This window comes from Aeromonas schubertii (assembly GCF_000820105.1).
Classification (GTDB): domain Bacteria; phylum Pseudomonadota; class Gammaproteobacteria; order Enterobacterales; family Aeromonadaceae; genus Aeromonas; species Aeromonas schubertii.
On record NZ_CDDB01000064.1, the window covers coordinates 42,697 to 69,428 of the forward strand.

Here is a 26,732-nt window from a genome sequence, read left to right on the forward strand (position 1 = left end):
CTTGTCAATTCAAGACCGAGGATACTGGACATGGCAAACATTTCTGCCGCCCTGGTAAAAGAACTGCGCGAGCGCACCGCCGCTGGCATGATGGATTGCAAAAAAGCGCTGGAAGAGGCCAACGGTGATATCGAGCTGGCTATCGAGAACATGCGTAAATCCGGTCAGGCCAAGGCCGCCAAGAAGGCTGGCCGTATCGCCGCCGAAGGCGTGATCTTCGCCCGTACCGAAGGCAACGTCGCCGTCATGATCGAGCTGAACTGCGAAACCGACTTCGTTTCCAAGGATGCCGGCTTCCTGGCCATGGGCCAGAAGATCGTCGAGATCGCTGCTACCCAGAAGATCGCTGACGTTGACGCGCTCAAAGCCGCCGACTTCGGCAACGGTGAGTCCGTTGAGCTGACCATCACCAACCTGATCGCCAAGATCGGTGAGAACATGAACCTGCGCCGCGTTGTGCTGGTTGAAGGTGACAACCTGGGTACCTATGTACACGGTTCCCGTATCGGTGTTATCACCAAGCTGGCCGGCGGTACCGATGAGCTGGCCAAAGACCTGGCCATGCACGTTGCTGCCAACAGCCCGCAGTTCGTCAAGCCGGAAGATGTGTCTGCCGAGGTCGTTGCCAAAGAGCGCGAAATCCAGATCGACATCGCCATCAACTCTGGCAAGCCGAAAGAGATCGCCGAGAAGATGGTTGAAGGCCGCATGAAGAAGTTCACCGGTGAGGTTTCCCTGACTGGTCAGCCGTTCGTGAAAGATCCTTCCATGACCGTTGCCGAGCTGCTGAAGAAAGAAGGCGCCGACGTGGTCTCCTTCACCCGCTACGAAGTGGGCGAGGGCATCGAGAAGCAGGAAACCGACTTCGCTGCCGAAGTTGCTGCTCAGATCGCGGCCGCTCAGAAGGCCTAATCGAACCGGTTTTACCGTTCCCTGGACCGCGACATCTGTCGCGGTCTTTATATGACCAGGAATCACTCCCATGAGTACCAATCCCAAGCCTGCATACAGACGTGTTCTTCTCAAGTTGAGCGGTGAAGCCCTGCAAGGAGCAGAAGGTTTCGGTATCGATCCGACCGTACTGGATCGCATGGCCCAGGAGATCAAGGAGCTGGTTGAGCTGGGTGTGCAGGTCGGTCTGGTCATCGGCGGCGGCAACCTGTTCCGTGGTGCCGGTCTTGCCAAGGCGGGAATGAACCGCGTGGTGGGCGACCACATGGGTATGCTGGCGACCGTGATGAACGGCCTGGCCATGCGTGATGCCCTGCATCGTGCTTATGTGAATGCCCGTCTCATGTCTGCCATCTCCCTGCAGGGGATCTGCGACTCCTACACCTGGGCCGAGGCGATCAGCCATCTGCGTGCCGGCAAGGTCGTGATCTTCTCTGCCGGTACCGGCAACCCCTTCTTCACCACCGACTCCGCCGCCTGTCTGCGTGGCATCGAGATCGAAGCCGACGTCGTGCTCAAGGCCACCAAGGTCGATGGTGTCTATAACGATGATCCGGTTAAGAATCCTGACGCCGTGATGTATCATGAGCTGAGCTATGACGAGGTGCTCAATCAGGAGCTCAAGGTCATGGATCTCGCCGCCTTCACCCTGGCGCGCGATCACGACCTGCCGATCCGCGTGTTCAACATGAACAAGCCTGGCGCTCTGCGTCGCGTGGTCATGGGCGAGCCGGAAGGCACCCTGATCCACCACCTCGGCAAATAAGCCTGTTCGGGTCGAGTGCCCACGAATTACAAGGAAAACCACCGTGATCAACGAGATTAAGAACGACGCCAAGGAGCGCATGCAGAAGAGTGTGGACGCGCTCAAGTCCCAGATGTCCAAGGTTCGTACCGGTCGTGCCCATCCGAGCCTGCTCGATGGCATCCAGGTCGAATACTATGGCTCCGCGACTCCGCTCAAGCAGCTGGCCAACGTGGTTGCGGAAGACTCCCGTACCCTGGCGCTGACCGTGTTCGATCGCACCATGATCCAGGCCGTCGAGAAGGCGATCATGAGCTCCGATCTGGGCCTGAACCCGGCCACCGCCGGTACCACCATGCGTATCCCCCTGCCGCCGCTCACCGAAGAGCGTCGTCGTGACCTGACCAAAGTGGTGCGTGCCGAAGCCGAAAACGCCCGTGTGGCCGTGCGTAACATCCGTCGTGATGCCAACGCCGATCTCAAGGCCCTGCTCAAGGACAAAGAGATCTCCGAGGACGACGACCGTCGCGCCCAGGATGATATCCAGAAGCTGACCGATACCTTCGTCAAGCTGGTGGATGAAGCCCTGGCCGCGAAGGAGAAGGAGCTGATGGAAATCTAAGGCTCCGAAAGGTATATTACGAGCGCCGTGCAGTACCCCTGTACGGCGCTTTTCTGTTTGTGGGAGATATGAATGTCGCTTTCGGCTGCAGTCGGTGAGACTGCCAACCAGAGTCTGCCCCGCCATGTGGCCATCATCATGGATGGTAATGGTCGTTGGGCCCAGAGCCGCGGCAAGATCCGTGTGCATGGGCACAAGGCCGGGGTCAAGTCGGTGCGCGACGCTGTTTCGTTTGCTGCCCGAGCCGGTATGCAGGCTCTCACTCTCTTCGCTTTCTCCAGTGAGAACTGGCGCCGCCCCGAAGGGGAGGTGAATGCCCTGATGGAGCTCTTCATGCTGGTATTGGGGCGTGAGGTGGAGACGCTGCATCAAAATGGCATCCGTTTGAGGGTCATCGGCGACACTCGCCGCTTCAGCGATCGCCTGCGCGACAAAATAGCCAGGGCCGAGGCGCTGACTGCCAACAACCGGGGGCTGACCCTCAATATTGCGGCCAACTACGGCGGCCAGTGGGACATTGTCCAGGCAGCCCGCCGCATGGCCGAAGAGGTGGCCGCCGGTCACCTGGCGTGTGACCAGATCACCGAGGCCACGTTTGCCGATTTTGTCTGTATGGCCGACCTGCCGCCGGTGGATCTCCTGATCCGTACCGGGGGCGATCACCGTATCAGCAACTTTGTGCTCTGGCAGATGGCCTACGCCGAGCTCTATTTTACCCCCGTCCTGTGGCCCGATTTCGACGAGCAACAGTTTAGCGAGGCCATCGCCTCCTTCGTCAGCCGTGAGCGCCGTTTTGGCTGTACCGGCGAGCAGATCCGCGCCCTCATCGCCGACCGCCAGACCGGTTGAGCGTTTCCCCGAGAGAGGAACTCTTTTGCTAAAACAACGAATTATTACCGCACTCCTGCTGATCCCCCTGGTTTTCGGGGCGCTCTTCTTTCTTCCTATCAAATGGTTTGCCCTGCTGCTCGCCGGTGTCTTCGTGCTGGCCAGTCAGGAGTGGGGGGCCTTTGTCGATGCCCGTTTGCGTCACCCTGTCTCCCTCGTACTCTGCGTGCTGCTCGGACTGACCCTGATGTGGCAGCCGGTGGATCGGCTCTGGTCGCCGGAGCTGGCGGCCCTGCCCAACGGCACCCTCTATCTGGCGGCCTCCTGGTGGATGCTGGCCCTGTTGCTGGTGCTGCGTTATCCCGCATCCGCCGCCCTGTGGCGCCACTCCCGCTGGCTCAAGACCCTGTTTGGCGCCGCTACCCTGATCCCCTTCTTTTGGGCTCTATTGGCTCTGCGTAGCGTCAACATCTGGCACGACAGTACGACCGGCGCCTGGCTGCTGCTGTTTGTGATGGCCCTGGTGTGGGCCGCCGACTCGGGGGCCTACTTCTGCGGCCGTGCCTTTGGCAAACGCAAGCTGGCCCCCGCAGTCAGCCCTGGCAAGACTATCGAGGGGATGCTGGGAGGGCTGCTGGCCGCAGCCCTGCTGGCCGGCGTTGTCACCTGGTTGCAGGGGGCCGATGCCCACCGCACCCTGGTGGTCCTGGCCTGCGCCCTGCTGGCGGTGCTCGCCTCTGTGCTGGGGGATCTCAGCGAGAGCATGTTCAAGCGTGAGGCGGGGCTCAAAGACTCCGGCTCCCTGCTGCCGGGGCACGGTGGCGTTCTCGATCGCATCGACAGCCTGACCGCAGCCCTGCCGGTCTTTTTGCTCAGCTACCTGCTGCTTTCCTAGGAGCCTGCATGGAAAACCTGGTGATTCTGGGGGCCTCCGGCTCCATCGGTCAGAGCACCCTCAAGGTGGTCCGCCAGCACCGAGCGCGTTGGCAGATCCTGGCGCTCACCGCGGCGCGCAGCGTCGATGCCATGGTGCGCGACTGCCTGGAGTTTACTCCCCGCTTTGCGGTCATGGTCGATGAGCTGGCCGCCGGCGAGTTGGCCGGGCGTCTGCGCGCCCACGGCTGTGAGACCCGGGTGCTCGCCGGTGAGCAGGCCCTCTGTGAGGTGGCCGCTCACCCGGATGCCGACAGCGTGATGGCGGCCATCGTCGGAGCCGCCGGCCTGCCTTCCACCATGGCGGCGGTGCGCGCCGGCAAGCGGGTGCTGCTGGCCAACAAGGAGTCTCTGGTGATGTCGGGCGCCCTGTTTATGGAGGCGGTGCATCAGCATGGGGCCACCCTGCTGCCCATCGACAGTGAACACAACGCCATCTTCCAGAGCCTCCCCCTCGAGGCGCAGCAAAATCTGGGCTTTTGCGATCTCGCCGACGTCGGGGTGAGCAAGATCTTGCTGACCGGCTCCGGCGGGCCGTTTCGCTACCGCGAGGTAGATAGCCTGCACGGGGTCACTCCCGAGGAGGCGATTGCCCACCCCAACTGGTCCATGGGGCCCAAGATCTCGGTCGATTCGGCCACCATGATGAACAAGGGGCTCGAATATATCGAGGCGCGCTGGCTCTTCAATGCCGCCCCCGAACAGATCCAGGTGATCATCCATCCCCAGTCGGTGATCCACTCCATGGTGCAGTACAAAGACGGTTCCGTACTGGCCCAACTCGGCAACCCGGACATGTGTACCCCCATCGCCCACGCCCTGGCCTATCCGGCCCGGGTGAGCTCGGGTGTGGAACCTCTGGACTTTTTCAGTGTCGGAGAGTTCAGTTTCCTGCGTCCTGACGCGGCGCGTTACCCCTGCCTGCAGCTCGCCATCGAGGCGTGTGCGGCCGGGCAGGCGGCGACCACGGCGCTCAATGCCGCCAATGAGGTGGCGGTGGAGGCCTTCTTGCAGGGACGGCTCGGCTTCATGGCCATCGCCGGCCTGGCTGAGCGGGCCTGCGAGCGCTTCGGCGGGGCGGCGGTAGGATCACTCGATGACCTGATGGCGCTCGATACCCAGGTGCGTCATCAGACACGGCAATGGCTGGAGGTGTAATGGGGTCTGTGCTTTGGAATATTGCGGCTTTCGTGGTTGCGCTGGGCATCCTGGTGGCGGTGCACGAGTTTGGTCACTTCTGGGTGGCCCGTCGCTGTGGTGTGCGGGTCGAGCGCTTCTCCATCGGCTTTGGGCGCGCCCTGTGGCGTCGCCTCGGCAAGGATGGCACCGAATATGTGGTGGCCATGATCCCGCTCGGTGGCTATGTGAAGATGCTCGACGGCCGGGTCGACGAGCTCAAGCCCGGTGACGAGCAGTACGCCTTCAACCACAAGCCGGTGTGGGCCCGCATGGCTATCGTCGCCGCCGGCCCCTTCGCCAACTTCCTGTTTGCCCTGTTTGCCTTCTGGCTGATGTTTATGATCGGGGTGCCCGCGGTCAAGCCGGTGGTGGGGGAGGTGCGTCCCGCCTCCATCGCCGCCGAGGCCCGTCTCGAGCCCGGCATGGAGATCGTCGGGGTCAATGGGGAAGATGCCCGCGACTGGGAGTCGGTCACCTATGCCCTCATCGAGCAGATCGGCGAGCCCAAGCTGACCCTCTCGCTGCAACAGAAGGGGACCGACTATGCGGTGACCCGTGAGCTCAACCTCGAGGGGTGGCGCTTTGACCCGGACCAGGAGTCACCGGTCACCAGCCTGGGGATAGTCCCGCTGGGTGCCCAGGTATTGCCCGAAGTGGCCACCGTGGTGGCCCAGGGCGCCGCCGAGCGGGCGGGTCTGCGGGTCGGGGATCAACTGCTGGCCCTGGACGGTCAGCCGGTGACCGAGTGGCAGGGGTTTGCCGAGGCGGTACGCAAGGCCCCGGGTCACCCCCTCTCGCTTGAGGTGAGTCGCAATGGTGAGCCGCTCTCCTTGACCCTGGTGCCCGATACCCGCAAGGTAAACGGCGTCGACACGGGTTATGTGGGGATCGCCCCCAAGGTGGTTCCATTACCGGATGAGTACCGTATTCTGCTACAGTATGGCCCTCTGCAGTCCCTGTGGCATGGCCTGCTCAAGACCTGGGACCTCATCGGCCTTACCTTCAACATGCTGGGTAAGTTGATCGGCGGTATCGTATCCCTCGACAATCTGAGCGGCCCCATCTCCATCGCCAAGGGGGCCGGTAGCAGTGCCGACTATGGTCTGGTCTATTTCCTGGGCTTCCTGGCCCTCATCAGTGTCAACCTGGGGATCATCAACCTGTTCCCCTTGCCGGTGCTCGATGGGGGACACCTGCTCTACTTCCTCATCGAGGCGGTGCGTGGACGTCCCGTCTCGGAGCGGGTGCAGGAGATTGGTTTCAAGATCGGTGCCGCCATCCTGGTGGCGCTGATGGGAATTGCGCTGTTTAACGACTTCGCCCGCCTTTAAGCTGCGGGTATCAACAAGGACACATAAGAACAAAATGGCCGTGAAAAATGCTTTGGTCTTGAGCTGCCTGCTGGGGGCCTCCCTGGCGGCCCATGCAGCTCCCGCCTCCTTCACCGTTCAGGATATCCAGGTTGAGGGTCTGCAGCGTGTCACTCTGGGTGCCGCCCTGCTCAACTTGCCGATCCGGGTCGGCGATCAGGTCGATAGCCTGGCCCTGGCTGCGGCTATCAAGAAGCTCTATGCCACCGGCAACTTCGAGGACGTCAAACTCTATCGCGATGGCGCCGTCATCATGGTCGAGGTGAAGGAGCGTCCCACCATCGCCAGCATCGAGTTCTCCGGCAACAAAGATATCAAGGAGGAGCAGCTCAACCAGACGCTGGAATCCTCCGGCATCCGGGTCGGCGAGCCGCTCGACCGCACCATGCTGAGCTCCCTCGAGAAGGGGCTGGAAGACTTCTACTACGGGGTCGGCAAGTACTCCGCCAAGGTCAAGGCCATCGTCACCCCGCTGCCGCGCAACCGGGTCGACCTCAAGCTCACCTTCGTGGAGGGCCAGGCCGCCAAGATCCAGCAGATCAACATCGTCGGCAACCAGGTCTTCCCGGAAGAGAAGCTGATCGCCCAGCTCTCCCTGCGTGACGAAGTGCCCTGGTGGAACTTCACCGGTGACCAGCGCTATCAGAAGCAGAAGCTGGCCGGCGATATCGAGACCCTGCGCTCTTACTACATGGATCGCGGCTATATCCGCTTCCAGCAGGACTCCACCCAGGTCTCCATGACCCCGGACAAGAAGGGCGTCTACGTCACCCTCAACATCAAGGAGGGGGCCCAGTACAAGGTCTCCGGCGTGCAGCTCAAGGGTAACCTCATCGATCGCGGTGGCGAGATGAAGGGGCTCATCCCCATCGAGGCGGGCAGCGTCTACTCCGCCAGCCAGGTGACCCACACCGAGGAGGTACTCTCCAAGTTCCTGGGTCGCTACGGTTACGCCTATCCCAAGGTGGCCACCTTCCCCCAGATCAATGACGAGACCAAAGAGGTCGAGCTCATCGTCAACGTGGAGCCGGGCCCGCGCGTCTATGTGCGCAACATCAACTTCACCGGTAACGTGACCACCAAGGACGAAGTACTGCGCCGCGAGATGCGTCAGATGGAGGGCACCTGGCTCTCGTCCGACAACGTCGAGCAGTCCAAGACCCGTCTCAACCGTCTCGGCTACTTCGAGAGCGCCGAGGTGGAGACCAAGCGGGTGCCGGGCAGCGACGACCAGGTTGACCTCGACTTCAAGGTCAAGGAGCAGCCGGCCGGCTCCATCAACGCGGGTATCGGTTACGGTACCGAATCGGGCCTGAGTCTGCAGGCGGGCCTGACCCAGGACAACTTCCTCGGCACCGGCAAGCGGGTGGGGATCAACGCCAGCACCAACGACTACTCCAAGAGTGTCGATCTGAGCTACTCCGACCCCTACTTCACCGTCGATGGCGTGAGCCTGGGTGGCCGTCTCTACTACAACCAGTTCCGTGCGGCCGATGCGGACATCGTCGACTACGAGAACGAGACCATAGGTTTCCGTCTCTCCAGCGGTTTCCCGGTCAACGAGGAGAACCGTCTGGACTTCAGTACCGGTGTCGAGAGCACCAAGCTGAGCCGTCCGAGCTTCAACGAGGCCAACTATCAGCAGTGTGTGAAGGATAACGACGGGGATCCCAACGGCTGGTGCTGGAACGAGTTCAACGACAACCGCCAGTCGGTGCAGATGGATCAGTTCTGGGATCAATACTCCACCGACGGCCAGAACCTCGACTTCCTGACCGTGGATCTCACCGCCGGTTGGACCCGCTCCACCCTCAACAAGGGGATGTTCCCGACCTCGGGTAACCGTCAGCGCTTCAACGCCAAGGTGACCGTCCCGGGGATGGATCTGCAGTACTACAAGCTCTCCTTCGACGATGCCCACTACTTCCCCATCGATGCGGATCACAAGTGGGTGGTGATCGGCAAGGCACGCCTCTCCTACGGTGACGGCTACGGCACCACGGATCAGGGCAAGGATCAGGTGCTCCCCTTCTTCGAGCACTACTATGCCGGCGGCTTCGATACCATTCGTGGCTTCAAGAGCAACTCGGTCGGTCCCAAGGCGATCTACAAGACCTACAACAAGCCCTCTACGGCCGGCGGTACCCCCACCTTCACCGGCAAGTATGAAGGCTCCGATACCTCGGTCGGTGGTAACGCCCTGGCGGTGGCCTCCTTCGAGCTGGTCTTCCCGACCCCGTTTGTCTCCGAGACCTATGCGCCTCAGATCCGCACCACCGCCTTTATCGATGCGGGCAGCGTCTGGGATACCGACTTTAACAACAGCCTCTACCCCTGTGGTGAGGGCCTTGACTGCAACTACGCCACCCAGGACTATTCCGACCCGGCGAACGTACGCGTCTCGGCCGGTGTCTCCCTGCAGTGGCTCTCGCCCATGGGCCCGCTGGTCTTCTCGCTGGCCAAGCCCATCAAGAAATATGAAGGGGACAGAACCGAAGTCTTCTCCTTCAACATCGGCCGTACCTTCTAATCGGGTGAAGGCCTCAGGGGCGCCTTCGGGCGCCTCGATAACAAGGCGACGGGTTCGTCGCAGCACGTGGTTTGACAGTTCACCCTGTACACAGGGAATGAGGAGTTAGTGTGAATAAAGTACTGAAGACGGCCGGTCTGACCCTGGCCATGATGACCCTGGGAATGGGTAGCGCCATGGCCGACACCAAGATCGGTGTCGTCGACATGGAGCAGGTGTTCCAGCGTCTTCCCCAGCGCGAGCAGGTGACTGCCCAGCTCAAGCGCGAGTTCGAACCCCGTGTTCGCGAGCTGCAAAAGCTTGAGGAAGAGGGTCAGAAACTGGTCGAGAAGTTCAAGAAGGACGAAGCCTTCATGAGCAAGGATCAGAAGAAGCAGAACCAGGAGAAACTGGCCAAGCTGCAGATGGAGTTCAACCAGAAGCGTCAGGCTTTCGAGCAGGAGAACGGCCGTCGCCAGGGCGAAGAGCGCGCCAAGATCCTCAAAGACGTCAAGGCGGCCATCGACCAGGTTGCCCGTGACGGCGGTTACGATCTGATCCTGGAGAACAACGCGACGCCCTACTCCTCCAGCAAGCTGGACATCACCTCCCAGGTTATCTCCAAGGCAAGCAAGTAAGAGCATCTGATTAATGGCATTCACTCTCGCACAACTGGCCCAGCGTCTGGGTGCCCAGGTCCACGGAGACGGTGACCTGGAGATTCGCAAGGTAGCGACCCTGGAAAAGGCGGGGGAGGGAGAGATCTCCTTCCTCTCCAACAAGAAGTACCGTCAATACCTGGAGCAGACCAAGGCGGCTGCGGTGCTGATCACCGAGGCCGACGTGCCGTTCTGCCCGACCAATGCGCTGGTGCTCAAAGATCCCTACGTCGGCTTTGCCCGGGTGGCCCAGTTGTTGGACACCACGCCGCAGCCGGCCACGGACATACATCCGAGCGCGGTGATCGCCGCAGACGCTCAGTTGGGCGAGAGGGTTGCCATCGGTGCCAATGCGGTCATCGAATCCGGCGTCGTGCTGGGTGACGATGTGCGCATTGGCCCGGGTTGTTTCGTCGGCAAGAACACCAGGTTGGGTGATCGCTCCCGTCTGTGGGCCAACGTCACCCTCTACCACAATGTGACCATGGGCAGCGACTGCCTGGTCCAATCGGGCACCGTCATCGGTGCCGACGGCTTTGGCTATGCCAACGAGCGTGGCGAGTGGATCAAGATCCCCCAGCTCGGTGGCGTGACTATCGGCAACCGGGTCGAGATCGGCGCCTGCACCACCATCGACCGGGGGGCACTGGAAGATACCCGCATCGCCGACAACGTCATCATCGACAACCAGTGCCAGATCGCCCACAACGTGGAGATCGGCTACGGTACCGCCGTGGCGGGCTCGACCGTGATGGCCGGTAGTCTCAAGGTCGGTAAATACTGTATCATTGGCGGCGCTTCCGTCTTTAACGGGCATATGGAGATCTGCGACCAGGCCACCGTCACCGGTATGGCCATGGTGATGCGCCCCATTACCGAGCCCGGTGTCTACTCCTCCGGCATCCCCCTGCAGACCAATAAAGAGTGGCGCAAGACCGCCGCCCGGGTGATGCGCATCGAGGAGATGCACAAGCGGTTAAGCAGGCTTGAGAAGAAGCTAAGCGACGACGAACAGTAAAACGATAGGGTTATTCCTTTGACACAAGAAGCTAAACGCCTGGATATCCAGGAGATCATGGGGCTGCTGCCGCACCGTTATCCGTTTCTGATGGTGGACCGGGTGGAAGATTACGAGATCACCGAGGAGCGCAAGACCCTGCGCGCCATCAAGAACATCTCGTTCAACGAACCCATCTTCCAGGGCCACTTTCCGGCCAAGCCGGTCTTCCCGGGTGTGTTGATCCTCGAAGCCATGGCCCAGGCCACCGGCATCCTGGCCTTCACCATGGTGGGCAAGCCCTCTCCGAACGAACTCTACTACTTCGCCTCTATCGACAACGCCCGCTTCAAGCGCCCGGTCGGCCCCGGTGATCAACTGGTGCTGGACGTGGAGTTCCTGAAGGAGCGTCGCGGTATTGCCAAGTTCACCGGCGTCGCCACCGTCGACGGTGAAGTGGTCTGTACTGCCGAGTTGATGTGCGCCAAACGCGAGATTTAACAGTGACTGACCAGACTGCCATCATTCACGATACCGCCATCGTCCATGAGTCTGCCGTCATCGGGAAAGGGGTCGAGATCGGCCCCTTCTCCGTCATCGGTGCCGAGGTAACGATCGGTGACAACACCTGGGTAGGTTCCCACGTGGTGATCAAGGGGCCGACCAAGATTGGTGCCGGCAACAGGATCTTCCAGCACACCTCCATCGGTGAGGATTGCCAGGACAAGAAGTACGCCGGCGAGCGCACCTTCCTCGAGATTGGCGATAACAACGTCATTCGCGAGAACTGCACCTTCCACCGTGGCACCTCCCAGGACCAGAGCCTGACCAAGGTGGGCAGTGGTAACCTCTTCATGGTGAACGTTCACGTGGCCCATGACTGCGTCATCGGCGACAACTGCATCTTTGCCAACAACGCCACCCTGGCGGGCCATGTGCACATCGGTGACTTCGTGATCTTCGGTGGTCTCTCTGCCATTCACCAGTTTGGCCGCGTCGGCTCCCATGCCTTCGTCGGTGGTTGCGCCGCCCTCAACAAGGACGTGCCCCCCTACGTGATGGCCGCCGGCAACTACGCCAAGCCGTTCGGGGTCAACTCCGAGGGGCTGCGCCGCCGCGGTTTCAGCGGCGACGCCATCCTGGCGGTCAAGCGCGCCTACAAGGAGATCTACCGCTCCGGCAAGACCATCGAAGAGGTAGTGCCTGTGCTCGAGGAGATGGCCAAGGCCGAGCCGGCCGTCCAGCTCTATGTGGATTTCCTCAAGGGTAACGAGCGCGGGATCATCCGTGCCTGATCCCATCCGCATCGGTATCGTCGCCGGAGAGGTCTCCGGCGACATCCTCGCTGCCGGCCTGGTGCGCGAGATCAAGGAGCGTTACCCGGATGCCGTGTTCGAAGGCATCGCCGGACCGCGCATGCAGGCGCTCGGGGTCAAGGCCCTGTTCGAGATGGAAGAGTTGGCGGTGATGGGCATCAGCGAGGTGCTGGGTCGTCTGCCGCGTATCCTCTCGGTGCGTCGCCAACTGCTGCGCCACTTTATCGACAACCCGCCGGATCTCTTCGTCGGTGTCGATGCCCCCGATTTCAATATCGGCGTGGAGCTGAAACTGCGCCGCGCCGGTATCAAGACGGTTCACTACGTCAGCCCCTCCGTGTGGGCCTGGCGCCAGAACCGCATTCACAAGATCAAGGCAGCCACCGATCTGGTGCTCGCCTTCCTGCCGTTCGAGAAGGCCTTCTACGACCGCTTCGACGCCCCCTGTCGCTTCGTCGGCCACACCATGGCCGATGATATTCCCCTGGTGCCGGATCAGGCGGCGGTGCGCCGCACCCTCGGTATCGATGCCAACCGCCGCTGGCTGGCGGTACTGCCAGGCAGTCGCCAGGCGGAGGTGGGCTTCATGTCGCCGCTGTTTCTCGAGGCGTGCAAGCACCTGACGGTGCGTTACCCGGATCTCGGCTTCCTGGTGCCCCTGGTCAACGAGCGGCGCCGCGAGCAGTTTATGGCCATCAAGGCCGAGCTGGCACCCAGCCTCGACATGGTGCTGCTCGACGGCCAGGGCCGCGAGGCGATGATCGCCGCCGATGTGGTGATGCTCGCCTCCGGCACCGCCTCGCTTGAGGCCATGCTGGTGAAAAAACCCATGGTGGTGGGCTACAAGCTCAAGCCCTTCAGCTATTGGCTGGCACAGCGGCTGGTGAAGACCGAGTTCGTCTCCCTGCCCAATCTGCTGGCGGGGCGTATGCTGGTGCCCGAGCTGATCCAGCACGAGTGCACTCCCGAGAATCTGGTGGAGGCGGTCAGCAACTATTTCGAGCACGACAACCGCGCGCTCATCAACACCTTCACCGAGTTGCACCAGCTGATCCGCTGCAACGCCGATCACCAGGCCGCCGAGGCGGTGCTGGGGCTCATCGGCCGATAACGTTCGGCGCAGCCTGACTGCGCCCTCTCTTCAAGGTAATACCATGACCATCGAGATCCCGAGCAACCTGATCGTCGCCGGCGTGGACGAAGTGGGTCGCGGCCCCCTGGTGGGGGACGTGGTCACCGCGGCGGTGATCCTCGACCCGAGCCGCCCCATCGCCGGCCTCAACGACTCCAAGAAGCTCTCCGAGAAGAAGCGCCTGGCCCTGTTTGACGAGATCAGGGAGAAGGCGCTCGCCTTCGCCATCGGCCGCGCCACCCCCGACGAGATCGATGAGCTCAATATCCTGCACGCCACCATGCTGGCCATGCAGCGGGCCGTGGCCGGGCTCGGTGTCACTCCCGAGCTGGTCTTTATCGACGGCAACCGCTGCCCTGACTTACCGATGGAAGCGCGCGCCGTGGTCAAGGGAGATAGCCTGGTGCCCGCCATCAGCGCCGCCTCTATCCTGGCCAAGGTGACCCGGGACGCCGAGATGAGCGAGCTCGATGCCCGCCATCCGGAATATGGCTTCGCCCGTCACAAGGGCTATCCGACCGCTGAGCATCTGGCCATATTGGCCAGTCGCGGCCCCCTGCCCGAGTATCGCAAGAGCTTCAAGCCGGTACGCCGGGCCCTGGGGTTGGAAGAGTAAGGAGAGAGCATGGCTGAACCCCGTTTCGTACACCTGCGCGTCCACTCCGATTTCTCCATGGTGGACGGCCTGCAGAAGATTGGGCCCATCGTCTCGGCCGCCGCCGCGGACAACATGGCCGCCCTGGCCCTGACCGACCAGATGAACATGTGCGGTCTGGTGCGCTTCTATGGCTCGGCCCACGGCAAGGGGCTCAAGCCCCTGGTCGGCGCCGACTTCTGGGTCCAGAGCAGCGAGCTTGGCGACGAGCAGTTTCGTCTCACTCTGCTGGCCATGGACAACGACGGCTACCAGAACATCACCCTGCTCATCTCGCGCGGTTACCTGCGCGGCCACGTGCAGGGGCGCCCGGTCATCGACAAGGCGTGGCTGAGCGAGCACGCCAAGGGGGTGATCGTCCTCTCCGGCGCCCGCGAGGGGGACGTGGGCAAGTTCCTGCTCAAGGGCAACCGCCTGATGACCGAGCGTTGCCTCGCCTTCTATCAGGAGCACTTTCCCGACGCCTACTACCTCGAGCTGATGCGCACCGAGCGCAGTGACGAGGAGGTGTACCTCCACATGGCGGTGAATCTCGCGACCGAGTTCGACCTGCCGGTGGTGGCCACCAACGAGGTGGTGTTTCTCAGCGAAGAGGACTTCGACGCCCACGAGATTCGGGTCACCATCCACGACGGCTACACCCTGGACGACAAGCGTCGCCCGCGCCGCTATAGCAAGCAGCAGTATTTCAAGAGCCAGGCGCAGATGCTGGAGCTGTTTGCCGACATTCCCGAGGCCATCGAGAACACGGTGGAGATCGCCAAGCGCTGCAACGTCACCGTGCGCCTGGGGGAGTACTTCTTGCCCAACTTCCCGACCGGGGAGATGAGCACCGAAGACTTTTTGGTGATGAAATCCCAAGAGGGCCTCGAGGAGCGTCTCGAGTTCCTCTTCCCCGACCCGGCGGAGCGTGCCCGCCGTCGCCCCGAATACGACGATCGCCTCGACATCGAGCTCAAGGTGATCAACCAGATGGGCTTCCCGGGTTACTTCCTCATCGTGATGGAGTTTATCCAGTGGTCCAAGGATAACGGCATCCCGGTGGGGCCGGGGCGGGGCTCGGGGGCCGGTTCGCTCGTGGCCTACGCCCTCAAGATCACCGATCTGGATCCGCTCGAATTCGATCTCCTGTTCGAACGTTTCCTGAACCCCGAACGGGTCTCCATGCCCGACTTTGACGTCGACTTCTGTATGGACAGGCGCGATCAGGTGATCGAGCACGTGGCCGACATGTACGGCCGCGATGCGGTCTCCCAGATCATCACCTTCGGCAGCATGGCGGCCAAGGCGGTGGTGCGCGACGTCGGTCGGGTGCTGGGTCACCCCTATGGCTTTGTCGATCGCATCTCCAAGCTCATTCCGCCGGACCCTGGCATGACGCTGGCCAAGGCGTTCGAAGCCGAGCCCAAGCTGCCCGAGCTCTATGAACAGGACGAAGAGGTCAAGGACCTCATCGACATGGCGCGCCGCCTGGAAGGGGTGGTGCGTAACGCCGGCAAGCACGCCGGTGGTGTGGTGATCGCCCCCACCAAGATCACCGACTTCGCGCCGCTCTATTGCGACGACGAGGGGCATCACCCGGTCACTCAGTTCGACAAGAACGACGTGGAGTACGCAGGCCTGGTGAAGTTTGACTTCCTGGGGCTGCGCACGCTCACCATCATCGACTGGGCGCTCGGCATGATAAATCCGCGTCTTGCCAAAGAGGGCAAGCCACCGGTCGACATCGCCGCGATCCCGCTCGACGACGCCCCGTCGTTCGCCATGCTCAAGCGCTTCGAGACCACGGCCGTGTTCCAGCTCGAATCGCGCGGCATGAAGGATCTCATCAAGCGGCTGCAGCCCGACTGCTTCGAAGACATGATCGCCCTGGTGGCCCTGTTCCGTCCGGGCCCGCTTCAGTCGGGCATGGTGGACAACTTCATCGACCGCAAGCACGGCAATGAGGCCATCTCCTATCCGGACGAGAAGTGGCAGCACGAGAGCCTCAAGCCGATCCTCGAGCCCACCTACGGCATCATCCTCTACCAGGAGCAGGTGATGCAGATCGCCCAGACCCTGGCGGGCTATACCCTCGGCGGCGCAGACATGCTGCGCCGGGCCATGGGTAAGAAAAAGCCCGAGGAGATGGCCAAGCAGCGAGCCGGCTTCGAGGAGGGGGCGGTCAAGAACGGGGTCGATGGTGAGCTGGCCATGAAGATCTTCGATCTGGTGGAGAAGTTTGCGGGCTATGGCTTTAACAAGTCCCACTCCGCCGCCTACGCCCTGGTCTCCTATCAGACCCTCTGGCTCAAGGCCCACTTCCCGGCCGAGTTCATGGCGGCGGTGATGACCGCCGATATGGACAACACCGACAAGATAGTGACGCTAGTTGACGAGTGTCAGCGCATGGGGCTCACCGTGATACCGCCCGATGTGAACACCGGCCGCTACCGCTTCAGCGTCAACGAGGATGGTCACATCGTCTATGGCATCGGGGCGGTGAAGGGGGTGGGGGAAGGCCCCATCGAGGCACTGCTCGAGGCCCGTGACAAGGATGGCCCGTTTCGGGATCTGTTCGACTTCTGTAACCGGGTCGACATCAAGAAGCTCAACAAGCGGGTGATGGAGAAGCTTATCTACTCCGGCGCCATGGACAGGCTCGGTCCCCACCGCGCCGCCCTGATGGCGACCCTGGAGGAGGCGATGCGCGCCGCCGACCAGCACGCCAAGGCGCAGGCGGTGGGGCAGGTCGACATGTTTGGCGTGCTCACCGAGGAGGTGGACGACGTCAAGAAGGCGTTCGCCAACGTGCCCCAGTGGCCCGACAAGGTGTGGCTGGAGGGGGAGCGCGAGACCCTCGGCCTCTATCTGACCGGTCACCCCATCAACCAGTACAGCGGCGAGCTGCGTCGTTACACCTCGGGGCGCCTGTGCGACCTGCACCCGACCGACCGGGACAAGGTGACCACGGCCGCGGGTCTGGTCATCGCCGCGCGCACCATCATCACCAAGCGGGGCAACCGCATGGGGGTGATGACCCTGGATGACAAGTCCGGTCGTCTCGACGTGACCCTCTTCAGTGAGGCGCTGGATCGCTACGAGGCGCTGCTGGAGAAAGACCGGATCCTGGTGGTATCGGGACAGGTCAGCTTTGATGACTTCTCCGGTGGCCTTAAAATGTCTGCCCGCGAAGTGCTGGGCATCGATGAGGCGCGCGAGCGATTTGCCCGTGCCATCCGCATCTTTATCGACGAAACGCGGATCGATGAACGTTTTTTCCAGCGTTTTACCGAGATTTTGGAGCCCGCCCGTGCCGGAGTCTGTCCGGTTCAGGTACACTACCGTCGCCCCGGAGCCCGGGGACGATTGACGCTCGGTACCGAGTGGCGGGTGACCCCCACCGATCAACTGATGGATGACCTGAGAGTCCTGCTGGGGCGGGACCGGGTGGAATTGGTTTTTGAATAGAGGTTCTAGGCCCTATGAGTCTTTTTCTGGATTTTGAACAGCCGATTGCCGAGCTGCAGGCGCAGATCGACGAACTCAAGCATGTCAGCGAGCACAACAACGCCGTTGATCTGAACGAGGAGATCCGTCGGCTGGAGAAGAAAAACGAAGAGCTGACCAAGAAGATCTTCTCGGATCTGGGCGCCTGGCAGGTCTCCCAGATGGCACGCCACCCCCAGCGTCCCTATACCCTCGACTACATCGAGCACATCTTCACCGAGTTCGATGAGCTGGCCGGCGATCGCGCCTTTGCCGATGACAAGGCCATCGTCGGCGGCATCGCCCGTCTCGACGGCGAGCCGGTCATGGTGATCGGCCACCAGAAGGGTCGTGAGACCAAGGAGAAGATCAAGCGCAACTTCGGCATGCCGCGCCCGGAGGGGTACCGCAAGGCCCTGCGCCTGATGAAGATGGCCGAGCGCTTCAAGATGCCGATCATCACCTTTATCGACACCCCGGGTGCCTATCCGGGGGTCGGTGCCGAGGAGCGCGGCCAGTCCGAGGCGATCGCCCGCAACCTCAAGGAGATGGCCGGTCTGACCGTCCCCGTGGTCTGCACCGTGATCGGTGAAGGTGGCTCGGGCGGCGCCCTGGCCATCGGCGTGGGCGACAGGGTCAACATGCTGCAGTACTCCACCTATTCGGTCATCTCGCCGGAAGGGTGTGCCTCGATCCTGTGGAAGAGCGCCGACAAGGCCTCGGTAGCGGCCGAGGTGATGGGGATCACCGCCCAGCGTCTGAAGGAGCTCAAGCTGGTCGACAACATCGTCGACGAGCCCCTGGGCGGCGCCCACCGCGACGTGGAGAAGATGGCGGCCAACCTCAAGGCCCGCATCAAGCAAGACCTCGATGCCCTGCGTCCCCTCGACGACGAGCAACTGCTCGAGCAGCGCTACCAGCGCCTGATGAGCTACGGTTACTGCTGATCGCTCATATGAAAGAAGCCCCCGCACTGCGGGGGCTTCTTTTTTTACGGGCCGGCGGGATGGAGTGTGCGAAGGGCGGGCCTGGCCTCACCCAGGCGCTGCCACTCCCGCCACAGCAGGAACAGGAGCGGCGCCGCCAGCAGGGCCACGGTCGTCGGCTGGGCCAGCAGCACCCCTTCGATGCCAAACAGCAGGGGCAGGCCGAGGATGAGGGGGATGAGCAGCAGCGTCTTGGTCACCGTCAGGGCCAGGGCAGGTCGGGGTCGGTCCATCGCCTGCAGCAGTACTATGCCCATCAGCTCGAGCCCCTCGAGGGGCATCCCCATCAGGTTGAGCCTGAGGCTGCTCACCGCCGCCGCGAGCACCAGAGGGTCCCCGTCACCGAGGAAGGCGAGGGCTACCTGCTGCGGGAAGAGGTGGATGAGGCCCCACATCACCAGGCCATAGGCGAGGGTGATGCGCAGGGCCAGCTTCATCAGGAAGCGCACCTCGTGGTGGCGTCCGGCGCCGACCGCCCGGCCGATAAGCGGCTGGATGCCGAAGGCGAGCCCCTGCAGGATCACCACGAACACCGCCTCCATGTAACCGGCTACCGTGTAACCGGCCACATCGCGCACCCCGCCGTAGGCGAGCAGCTGGCTGTTGTGCAGGTAGAGCAGCATCCCCACGTTGAGATCGGCCACCAGGGTCGGGGCACCGGCCAGCAGCAGGGGGCCGGTCGCGCCCCTGCCGGGCCGCAGATCGCGCAGGCGCAGCCTCAATCTGGCGTGGCGGCTGAAGAAGTAGCCGAGGCCGAGCAGGGTGATGATCGCCTCGGTCAGCAGGATGGCCTGGGCCGCTCCCACCAGTCCCAGATCCAGCCAGGCGACCAGCAGGGTATTGAAGCCGATATTGAGCAGGCCGCCGAGCATGGTCAGGCCCATGGCCAGCCGCGGTCGCCCGTCGTTGCGCAGCAGATAGGGCACCGCCAGGTTGGTACCCAGCAACAGGGCGCCGCCGCCGATCCAGGCCAGGTAGTCACGGGCGTGCGACCAGGCCGGGCTCTGGGGGGTGAGGTCGAGCAGCGTCAGCCACCGATCGAGGAAGGGGAGGATGGCCAGGGGTGCGAGCAGGCCGAGCAGGAGCAGCAGCCAGAGGCTGTTGACCAGGCTCTGGCGCGCCTCACCCTCGCGGCGGGCACCCAGGTGCAGCGAGATGCGGGTGGCGGCGCCCATGGCCACCATGGCGGCGAGGCCGATGAGGGCCATGATGACGGGGTAGACCAGATTGATGGCGGCCAGCCCCTCGGCACCGACGAAGTGGCCGACGAAGATGCCGTCCACCAGGTAGTAGGAGGCCGGCACTATCATGGCGAGGATAGAGGGGAGGGCGTAGTGCCAGAAACGGCGGCTCAGGGCGCGATGACGCAGGGTAGACACGAAGGGCCTCTCTCGATAACAGGGAAGGCCACTACTCTAATTCATCAATTTTTTATGATAATCCCGCTTTTCCTTGATGCATTTGTGAAACTTGCTCACTTATTGTGGCGCGCCTTGAGCATATCGATGAGGCATCTGAGCCCGCGTCCCAGCTGGTGACGGCTGGGGTAGTAGAGCGAGAAGCCCTCGAAGGTGGGGCTCCAGGGCGCGAGCACGCTCACCAGCCGGCCGGCGGCCAGCTCGTTTTTCACCTCTTCCTCGGGGCAGTAGGCCAGCCCCAATCCGGCCAGAGCCGCCTGGATATAGAGGGTCGGCGTGCTGGTGGTGAGAGGGCCATCGACCTCCAGCTCCAGCAAGGTGCCCCCCTCCTCGAAGGCCCAGCGATAGTGATGGGTGGCGCTCAACCGGTAGCCAATGCAGGCATGTCGAGCCAGCTCGCGCGGGTGCTGCGGTGTGCCGCAGCGGGCCAGATAGTCGGGGGATCCCACCACCAGATAGCGTTGCGGGCGACTGTCCAGTGAGACCGCGACCAGCTCCTGGGGCATCATGTCTCCGTAGAAGAGGGCGGCGTCGAAACCGTCCTCGATAAGGCGGGGCATCAGCTCCTGCTCGACCACCTCGACTCGCATGCGCGGATAGCGGATCAGGTAATCGGCGAGCACAGGGGTGAGCAGCTCGTCGATGGCGGCGCGTGGGGCGCTGATCTTGAGGCGCCCGACCGGCTCGTCCGCGCCTTGCAGCAGGCTCTCGAGGGCCGAGGAGAGGGTATCCAGCGTCGGCAGCAACTGGCCGAGCAACTGGGCGCCGGTTTCGGTCGGTACCACGGCCCGGGTGCTGCGCTGCAGCAGGCGCACCCCGAGTCGCTGCTCCAGCCCCTTGAGGCTGTGGCTGATGGCGGAGGGAGAGACCCCGAGCTCGATGGCGGCGCGGCTGAAGCTGCGGTGGCGGGCGACGGCGGCAAAGACTGCCAGCTCGGCGAGATCCTGGCGTGTGATGGTCATGGGGATTCCGAATGGGGGTGAGGGCTCAGGGTACGACAGCCTGGCCCCGGTGTCAGCAGGCCCGCAGAGGGCCAGGGAAACCGTTTCAGATCAAACCAACTGCTGATTTATTAAAAAATGCTGTGTATTTCTCAATTTTTTGAATAAAGTTTTTCCGTTGCCCAATCGTCGGCAATCCTGCACGGAAGCTCTGCCATTCATGGTGTCATTGGATTAAAACTCCAGTTTGTCGCCGCAATATCAGTTTATTTCCCTGTCATAATCAGGTTCCATTGAGTCGAGTCGCCATGGTTGAACCGGTTTACCGGATCCACGACTGGGTCCTCACCGTCGCTGAAAACAAGCTCTATCGCCAGGGGCGCGAGATGAACCTCGAGCCGCGTCTGGTCAACTTGCTGCGCTTCCTGGCGGACCATCCCGGTACCGTCTTCGGCCGCGACGAGTTGATCGAGACCGTGTGGGAGGGCGCCGTGGTGACCGATCAGGTGGTCACTCAATCCATCTTCGAGCTGCGCAAGATCCTCAAAGACGGGGATGGCGGGGCGCCTGACTTTATCGCCACAGTCCCCAAGCGGGGCTATAAGCTGGTGGCCCCGGTAGCGCGGATCGAGCAGGAGTCCCCCGAAGTGAGCCTGCCGGAGCCGGAAGAGCCCGAGCCACAGACCCCACCCCCCTTCCCGGCGGGCCCCCTGACCCGGGCCCTCACCACCCGGGCCCGTCAGGCTCACGATCAACGGGGGCGCTGGCGCCTGCTCAGCTTCGATCTCTTCGCCGTGGTGGTGCTGATCGCCCTGGTGAGCACCCTCACCTGGCAGCAATCCAAGCCCCATGTACAGGCGGTGCTGGATCCCGGACTGGTGATCTTTCGCCTGCACGGGGCCGGCGGTGACAGTCGGGATGACCGGCTGGCAGAGGGGATCACCCGGGGTCTGATGCGAGAGGTGGCGGCGGCCACCAACCTGAGGGTGCAGCTCGATCAGGCGGGTCTCGCCGGGGGCATACTGCCCGGGCGGGAGGTGAGCCTGCGCATCACCCGTCAACACGGGGGCTCCTACCTCGATATCGAGTACCGTAACCGGGGGGCCGGTCGGGTGGTGATGAGCCGCCAGTATCAGCTGGCCGATCACCACATCGCCCAGACCCTGCAGACCAGTGGTCGGGATCTGCTCGATGCCCTCGGGCAGGGGGCGCATCCGGTCGGAGTGGGGTGGCCGAGCCAACAGGAGAGCATGCTGGCGCTGCTCGAGGCGAGCCACTACCTCAACAGCGATGCGCCGGCACGGGTCTCCACAGGGATCGCCCTGCTGGACAAGGCCCTGGTCGCCGAGCCCGATCAACCCCTGCTGCTGGCGGAGCGCTATCTGGCCGGAGAGGTGCGCCTGGCACTGGTGGGGCACGAGGCCGGCGAGGAGGAGGGGGCCGAGCTCGATGAGCTGGCCCGCCGCCTGCAGCGGGTGGTCTCCCCCTCCCGGACCAGTGAACAACCGGCCCGGGTCTGGGAGGCGCTGGCCCTGCATGCCGTCCTGATCGGGGATCAGCAGGCCGCGGTCGATGACCTGGCGCGGGTGTCGAGCCTGGGTCGCAGCGCCCTCTTCTATATCCTCTCGGGCAAGCTGGCCGAGCTCAGGGGGGAAGCCGAGGCGGCGGGGGATGCCTATGCCCAGGCCTTCCTGATGGAGGCGAGCGAGCAGACCTACCTGCTCTGCCAGCATCTGGGCTTTACCAGCAATCTCGAGCTGCTCGCCCCCTACCTCTACCGCTCCATGACCCCGAGTGAAGTGACCCTCTTCTCTTCCCTGTGACGCCCGGCCCGGGCGTCATCTCTGTGCCTGCGCTTCCCCCTTGCGCTCATGCCGTGCGCCAGCCCTTCCCCGTTGTTCAAACAGGCCGCCGCGGCCTTCGCTCTTCGCCTGTGCGCCTTGCATCAAGCCCTGCTCCCGCCGGGCGCCAGCCCGGGGCCAAGCTCCCGATAACCCCGCCTCGCGGGGTGATAAAGGGAGCGGATGAGCAGCCGGTTTCCCATCAGGGTTTTATCAAGATGAGCCGGGTTTGTTAGGTAATGTCATTGTTTTAAAAGGGATTATTAGATAATGAATGGCCGCGGTCCCGCCTTGATAAAAGGGTGAGGCTAATGTTTTTATCCCTTACCCCATCCTGATGTTTTTAGACCTCTGTCTCCTTACTCTGGCCCCATCGCCGGACGCTTACCCCGTCCTGCTTCCCTGAGGCTTTTGGAGACATTTCCATGTCAGATACGAAGAAGATCGGTCTTATCGCCTGTACCGGCGTGGTGGCCGGTAACATGATGGGTAGCGGCATTGCCCTGCTGCCCAGCGCCCTGGCCACCATCGGCTCTATCTCTGTCTTTAGCTGGATCATCTGCCTGTTCGGTGCCATGGGGCTGGCCTTTGTGTTTGCCCGCCTGGCCACCAAGAACCCGCAGGAGGGCGGCCCCATCGCTTACGCCGGCGAGATCTCCCCGGTGTTCGGCTTCCAGACCGGTGTGCTCTACTACCACGCCAACTGGATCGGCAACCTGGCCATCGCCATCACCGGCGTCTCTTACCTGTCGGTCTTCTTCCCCGTGCTCAACAGCCCGATCCCGGCGGCCATCGCCACCATAGCCGCGGTCTGGATCTTCACCTTCGTCAACCTGCTCGGCGGCAGCTGGGTGAGCCGGCTCTGTACCCTGGGGCTGGTGCTGATCCTGCTGCCGGTGGTGGGAACCGCCCTGATCGGCTGGACCCATTTCGACATGAGCCTCTATAACCAGAACTGGAACACCTCCGGCAGCGGCGATCTTCAGGCCGTGGTGAGTGCCGTGCTGATCTGCCTCTGGTCCTTTGTCGGGGTCGAGTCGGCCGCCGTCTCCTCCGGCATGGTGAAAGATCCCAAGCGCACCGTGCCCCTGGCCACCATGCTCGGCACCGCCCTGGCCGGTATCGTCTACATCCTCTCCACCCAGGTGATCAGCGGCATGTTCCCGGCTGCCGACGTGGCCGCCTCCGGCGCCCCGTTTGCCATGGCCGCCAACGCCATCTTCGGTGACTGGGCCGCCCCCTTCGTCTCTGCCTTCACCGCCCTGGCCTGCTTCACCTCGCTCGGATCCTGGATGATGCTGGTGGGCGAGGCGGGCAAGCGCGCCGCCGCCGATGGCAACTTCCCGACCATCTATGGAGAGGTGGATAAAAACGGCGTGGCCAAGAAGGGTCTGGTGCTGGCTTCCCTCAAGATGACCGCCCTGATGGTGGTGCTGACCGCCTTTACCTCCCAGTCCGCCCACGCGGCCGATCTCTTCAACGTGCTGACCACGGACGCGGTGCTGCTGACCATGCTGCCCTACTTCTACTCCAGCATTAACCTGATCCGCTTCGAGGGGATGACCTCCCGCAGTGCCGGCGCCATGATCTTCTCCGGTGTGGCGTGCGTCTTCTGTCTCATCGCCCTGGTGGGCGCCAAAGGGGCCAACCTGACCGCCACCTTCGTGGTCTCCCTGGTCATCCTCATGTTCTACGCCAAGAAGCTCGGCCTGCGTCAGCATGCCGCCGCCGAGGCTTCCCTCTAACCCGATTATTCCCGTTCACGGCCGGCGCTCTCTCATCCTCGATACGCAGGGGAGCGCCCCCTTACACCTGGAGTTTTCCTATGAACATCATCGCTATCCTTAACCACCTGGGTGTCTTCTTCAAAGAGGAGCCTATCCATCAGCTGCAGGCTTCCCTCGAGGCCAAAGGTTTTCAGGTCGTCTACCCGGTCGATGCCCAGGATCTGCTGAAGCTGATCGAGAAGAACCCCCGCGTCGCCGGCGCCATCTTCGACTGGGACAAGTACTCCCTGGGTCTTTGCAAAGAGATCCACGATCGCAACGAAAAGCTGCCCATCTACGCCTTCGCCAACGATCAGTCCACCCTCGACATTCACCTGACCGATCTGCGCCTGAACGTGCACTTCTTCGAGTACCGTCTCGGCATGGCCGATGACATCGCCCTCAAGATTGGCCAGGCGACCCAGGAGTACATCGATACCCTGCTGCCCCCCTTCACCAAGGCGCTGTTCAAGTATGTGGAAGAGGGCAAGTACACCTTCTGTACCCCGGGTCACATGGGGGGGACCGCCTTCCAGATGAGCCCGGCCGGCAGCATCTTCTATGACTTCTACGGCCCCAACACCTTCAAGGCGGACGTTTCCATCTCCATGCCGGAGCTGGGCTCCCTGCTCGATCACTCGGGCCCGCACAAGGAGGCCGAGGAGTACATCGCCCGCACCTTCAATGCCGATCGCTCCTACATCGTCACCAACGGTACCTCCACCGCCAACAAGATCGTCGGCATGTTCTCGGCACCGGCCGGCAGTACCGTGCTGGTGGATCGCAACTGCCACAAGTCGCTCACCCATCTGATGATGATGAACGACGTGACCCCCATCTATTTCCGCCCGACCCGCAACGCCTACGGCATCCTCGGTGGCATCCCGCAAAGCGAGTTCCTGCCCGAGACCATTGCCGCCAAGGTGGCCGCAACCCCGGGGGCCAAGGCCCCGCGCTACGCCGTGGTGACCAACTCCACCTATGATGGCCTGCTCTATAACACCGGCTTCATCAAGCAGACCCTGGAGACCCCCTTCATCCACTTCGACAGTGCCTGGGTGCCCTACACCAACTTCAGCCCCATCTACGAGGGCAAGTGCGGCATGAGCGGCGACGCCATCCCGGGCAAGGTGGTCTATGAGACCCAGTCTACCCACAAGCTGCTGGCGGCCTTCTCCCAGGCCTCGATGATCCACATCAAGGGAGAGGTGGAAGAGGAGACCTTTAACGAGGCCTTCATGATGCACACCTCCACCTCGCCGCAATACGGCATCGTCGCCTCTACCGAGATCGCGGCGGCCATGATGCGTGGCAACACCGGCAAGCGCCTGATCAAGGACTCCATCGATCGCGCCATTGCCTTTCGCAAGGAGATCAAGCGTCTGCGCGAGCAGAGCGAAGGCTGGTTCTTCGACGTGTGGCAGCCCCGGGATATCGACAGCACCGAGTGCTGGAAGCTCGATCCCAAGGATGAGTGGCACGGCTTTAAGAACATCGACGACGACCACATGTACCTGGATCCCATCAAGGTGACCCTGCTCACCCCGGGCATGGGACGTGATGGCCAGCTGCTGGAGAGTGGTATCCCGGCCTCCCTGGTCTCCAAGTTCCTCGACGAGCGCGGCATAGTGGTGGAGAAGACCGGCCCCTACAACCTGCTGTTCCTCTTCTCCATCGGTATCGATCAGTCCAAGGCGATGCAGCTGCTGCGTGCCCTGACCGAGTTCAAGCGTGCCTATGATCTCAACCTCACCATCAAGAAGATGCTGCCGGCCCTCTACAACGAGGCGCCCCACTTCTACGAGGGGATGCGCATCCAGGAGCTGGCCCAGGCGATCCACGAGCTGACCATCAAGTACCGCCTGCCGGAGCTGATGTTCAAGGCCTTCGACGTGCTGCCCGAGATGACCATGACCCCGCACGCGGCCTGGCAACAGGAGCTGGCCGGTAACGTGGTGGAGGTGCCCCTGCAGGAGATGGTGGGCCGCGTCAGCGCCAACATGATCCTGCCCTACCCGCCGGGAGTGCCCCTGGTGCTGCCGGGTGAGATGGTGACCGACCAATCCCGCCCCGTGCTGGACTTCCTCGAGATGCTCTGCGAGATTGGCGCCCACTACCCCGGTTTCGAGACCGATATCCACGGTCTCTACCGTCAGGCCGATGGCAGCTACACGGTGAAGGTGCTGCGCTAAGCATTGCGATAACAACGGGCAGGGAGGCCCGTTTTGTCGTCTTCAGAGGTGAACCCATGAAACGTATTCTCTCGGTCCAGTCCCACGTGGTGTTTGGCTGCGCCGGCAACAGCGCCGCCGTCTTCCCCATGCGCCGCATGGGGATGGAGGTGTGGCCGGTTAACACGGTGCAATTTTCCAACCACACCCAGTACCGCCAGGGGTGGCGCGGCATGGCCATGCCG

General features: G+C 62.7%; 21 protein-coding genes and 1 pseudogene (1 of these 22 running past the window's edge). 20 read left to right on the forward strand and 2 right to left on the reverse strand.

What is annotated here, in order from left to right; all coding sequences use genetic code 11:
* Positions 1–30: 30 nt before the first annotated feature.
* From tsf to accA, 16 genes are all read left to right on the forward strand, one after another.
* A complete protein-coding gene (tsf, locus tag BN1133_RS12795; protein ID WP_050666903.1) occupies positions 31–912 on the forward strand; it encodes a translation elongation factor Ts in 882 nt (293 codons plus the stop codon).
* A gap of 70 nt (positions 913–982) precedes the next feature.
* Positions 983–1,717, forward strand: coding sequence for a UMP kinase (pyrH, locus tag BN1133_RS12800; RefSeq protein ID WP_050666904.1), 735 nt, complete (start codon positions 983–985; stop codon positions 1,715–1,717).
* 43 nt (positions 1,718–1,760) lie between these two features.
* Complete coding sequence (gene frr, locus BN1133_RS12805; protein ID WP_050666905.1) at positions 1,761–2,318, forward strand: ribosome recycling factor; 558 nt, start codon at positions 1,761–1,763, stop codon at positions 2,316–2,318.
* A gap of 72 nt (positions 2,319–2,390) precedes the next feature.
* Positions 2,391–3,167, forward strand: coding sequence for a polyprenyl diphosphate synthase (gene uppS / locus BN1133_RS12810; RefSeq protein WP_050666906.1), 777 nt, complete (start codon positions 2,391–2,393; stop codon positions 3,165–3,167).
* Positions 3,168–3,192: 25 nt separating this feature from the next.
* Positions 3,193–4,041 carry a phosphatidate cytidylyltransferase gene (locus BN1133_RS12815; RefSeq protein WP_050666907.1) on the forward strand — a complete coding sequence of 283 codons (849 nt, stop codon included), beginning with the start codon at positions 3,193–3,195 and terminating at the stop codon, positions 4,039–4,041.
* Between the two features lie 8 nt (positions 4,042–4,049).
* A complete protein-coding gene (gene ispC, locus BN1133_RS12820) occupies positions 4,050–5,237 on the forward strand; it encodes a 1-deoxy-D-xylulose-5-phosphate reductoisomerase (RefSeq protein WP_050666908.1) in 1,188 nt (395 codons plus the stop codon).
* A complete protein-coding gene (gene rseP / locus BN1133_RS12825) occupies positions 5,237–6,589 on the forward strand; it encodes a sigma E protease regulator RseP (protein ID WP_050666909.1) in 1,353 nt (450 codons plus the stop codon). Before ispC ends, rseP begins: the two co-directional genes overlap by 1 nt.
* Positions 6,590–6,623: 34 nt before the next feature.
* The gene (bamA, locus tag BN1133_RS12830; protein ID WP_050666910.1) at positions 6,624–9,158 is read left to right on the forward strand and encodes an outer membrane protein assembly factor BamA; all 2,535 of its coding nucleotides are present in this window, start codon (positions 6,624–6,626) and stop codon (positions 9,156–9,158) included.
* A gap of 110 nt (positions 9,159–9,268) precedes the next feature.
* Positions 9,269–9,775 (forward strand): OmpH/Skp family outer membrane protein, encoded by a 507-nt coding sequence (locus BN1133_RS12835; RefSeq protein ID WP_050666911.1) that lies wholly within the window; start codon positions 9,269–9,271, stop codon positions 9,773–9,775.
* Positions 9,776–9,788: 13 nt separating this feature from the next.
* Entirely contained in the window at positions 9,789–10,814 is a 1,026-nt protein-coding gene (gene lpxD, locus BN1133_RS12840; protein ID WP_050666912.1) for a UDP-3-O-(3-hydroxymyristoyl)glucosamine N-acyltransferase, read from the forward strand.
* 18 nt (positions 10,815–10,832) lie between these two features.
* The gene (gene fabZ / locus BN1133_RS12845; protein WP_050666913.1) at positions 10,833–11,294 is read left to right on the forward strand and encodes a 3-hydroxyacyl-ACP dehydratase FabZ; all 462 of its coding nucleotides are present in this window, start codon (positions 10,833–10,835) and stop codon (positions 11,292–11,294) included.
* Between the two features lie 2 nt (positions 11,295–11,296).
* Entirely contained in the window at positions 11,297–12,088 is a 792-nt protein-coding gene (gene lpxA, locus BN1133_RS12850) for an acyl-ACP--UDP-N-acetylglucosamine O-acyltransferase (RefSeq protein ID WP_082178006.1), read from the forward strand.
* On the forward strand, positions 12,081–13,220 hold the full coding sequence (lpxB, locus tag BN1133_RS12855; RefSeq protein ID WP_050666914.1) for a lipid-A-disaccharide synthase: 1,140 nt from the start codon (positions 12,081–12,083) through the stop codon (positions 13,218–13,220). Before lpxA ends, lpxB begins: the two co-directional genes overlap by 8 nt.
* 43 nt (positions 13,221–13,263) lie before the next feature.
* Positions 13,264–13,857 carry a ribonuclease HII gene (gene rnhB / locus BN1133_RS12860; protein ID WP_050666915.1) on the forward strand — a complete coding sequence of 198 codons (594 nt, stop codon included), beginning with the start codon at positions 13,264–13,266 and terminating at the stop codon, positions 13,855–13,857.
* 9 nt (positions 13,858–13,866) lie between these two features.
* On the forward strand, positions 13,867–17,346 hold the full coding sequence (gene dnaE, locus BN1133_RS12865) for a DNA polymerase III subunit alpha (protein ID WP_050666916.1): 3,480 nt from the start codon (positions 13,867–13,869) through the stop codon (positions 17,344–17,346).
* Positions 17,347–17,360: 14 nt separating this feature from the next.
* The gene (gene accA / locus BN1133_RS12870) at positions 17,361–18,311 is read left to right on the forward strand and encodes an acetyl-CoA carboxylase carboxyl transferase subunit alpha (RefSeq protein WP_050666917.1); all 951 of its coding nucleotides are present in this window, start codon (positions 17,361–17,363) and stop codon (positions 18,309–18,311) included.
* 44 nt (positions 18,312–18,355) lie between these two features.
* Here accA and BN1133_RS12875 read toward each other — a convergent pair whose 3' ends face one another.
* Together BN1133_RS12875 and BN1133_RS12880 are read right to left on the reverse strand one after the other, a co-directional pair.
* Positions 18,356–19,729, reverse strand: coding sequence for an MATE family efflux transporter (locus tag BN1133_RS12875; protein ID WP_050666918.1), 1,374 nt, complete (start codon positions 19,727–19,729; stop codon positions 18,356–18,358).
* A gap of 95 nt (positions 19,730–19,824) precedes the next feature.
* Positions 19,825–20,730 (reverse strand): LysR family transcriptional regulator, encoded by a 906-nt coding sequence (locus BN1133_RS12880; RefSeq protein ID WP_050666919.1) that lies wholly within the window; start codon positions 20,728–20,730, stop codon positions 19,825–19,827.
* A 287-nt stretch (positions 20,731–21,017) separates the two neighbouring features.
* Here BN1133_RS12880 and cadC point away from each other — a divergent pair, with 287 nt between their 5' ends.
* From cadC to pdxY, 4 genes and pseudogenes are all read left to right on the forward strand, one after another.
* On the forward strand, positions 21,018–22,532 hold the full coding sequence (gene cadC, locus BN1133_RS12885; RefSeq protein WP_050666920.1) for a lysine decarboxylation/transport transcriptional activator CadC: 1,515 nt from the start codon (positions 21,018–21,020) through the stop codon (positions 22,530–22,532).
* Positions 22,533–22,975: 443 nt separating this feature from the next.
* Positions 22,976–24,295 carry a cadaverine/lysine antiporter gene (cadB, locus tag BN1133_RS12890; protein ID WP_050666921.1) on the forward strand — a complete coding sequence of 440 codons (1,320 nt, stop codon included), beginning with the start codon at positions 22,976–22,978 and terminating at the stop codon, positions 24,293–24,295.
* A gap of 80 nt (positions 24,296–24,375) precedes the next feature.
* On the forward strand, positions 24,376–26,508 hold the full coding sequence (locus BN1133_RS12895; protein WP_050666922.1) for a lysine decarboxylase CadA: 2,133 nt from the start codon (positions 24,376–24,378) through the stop codon (positions 26,506–26,508).
* Positions 26,509–26,564: 56 nt separating this feature from the next.
* Positions 26,565–26,732 (forward strand): annotated as a pseudogene (gene pdxY, locus BN1133_RS12900) (pyridoxal kinase) (it continues 538 nt past the right edge of the window).

Excerpts from the sequence above, each read along its gene's own strand:
- dnaE (WP_050666916.1), top strand. The coding sequence starts at position 13,867 with ATGGCTGAACCCCGTTTCGTACACCTGCGCGTCCACTCCGATTTCTCC.
- lpxD (WP_050666912.1), top strand. The coding sequence starts at position 9,789 with ATGGCATTCACTCTCGCACAACTGGCCCAGCGTCTGGGTGCCCAGGTC.
- rnhB (WP_050666915.1), top strand. The coding sequence starts at position 13,264 with ATGACCATCGAGATCCCGAGCAACCTGATCGTCGCCGGCGTGGACGAA.
- cadB (WP_050666921.1), top strand. The coding sequence starts at position 22,976 with ATGTCAGATACGAAGAAGATCGGTCTTATCGCCTGTACCGGCGTGGTG.
- bamA (WP_050666910.1), top strand. The coding sequence starts at position 6,624 with ATGGCCGTGAAAAATGCTTTGGTCTTGAGCTGCCTGCTGGGGGCCTCC.
- cadC (WP_050666920.1), top strand. The coding sequence starts at position 21,018 with ATGGTTGAACCGGTTTACCGGATCCACGACTGGGTCCTCACCGTCGCT.
- uppS (WP_050666906.1), top strand. The coding sequence starts at position 2,391 with ATGTCGCTTTCGGCTGCAGTCGGTGAGACTGCCAACCAGAGTCTGCCC.
- pyrH (WP_050666904.1), top strand. The coding sequence starts at position 983 with ATGAGTACCAATCCCAAGCCTGCATACAGACGTGTTCTTCTCAAGTTG.
- ispC (WP_050666908.1), top strand. The coding sequence starts at position 4,050 with ATGGAAAACCTGGTGATTCTGGGGGCCTCCGGCTCCATCGGTCAGAGC.
- accA (WP_050666917.1), top strand. The coding sequence starts at position 17,361 with ATGAGTCTTTTTCTGGATTTTGAACAGCCGATTGCCGAGCTGCAGGCG.
- rseP (WP_050666909.1), top strand. The coding sequence starts at position 5,237 with ATGGGGTCTGTGCTTTGGAATATTGCGGCTTTCGTGGTTGCGCTGGGC.
- BN1133_RS12895 (WP_050666922.1), top strand. The coding sequence starts at position 24,376 with ATGAACATCATCGCTATCCTTAACCACCTGGGTGTCTTCTTCAAAGAG.
- BN1133_RS12880 (WP_050666919.1), bottom strand. The coding sequence starts at position 20,730 with ATGACCATCACACGCCAGGATCTCGCCGAGCTGGCAGTCTTTGCCGCC.
- tsf (WP_050666903.1), top strand. The coding sequence starts at position 31 with ATGGCAAACATTTCTGCCGCCCTGGTAAAAGAACTGCGCGAGCGCACC.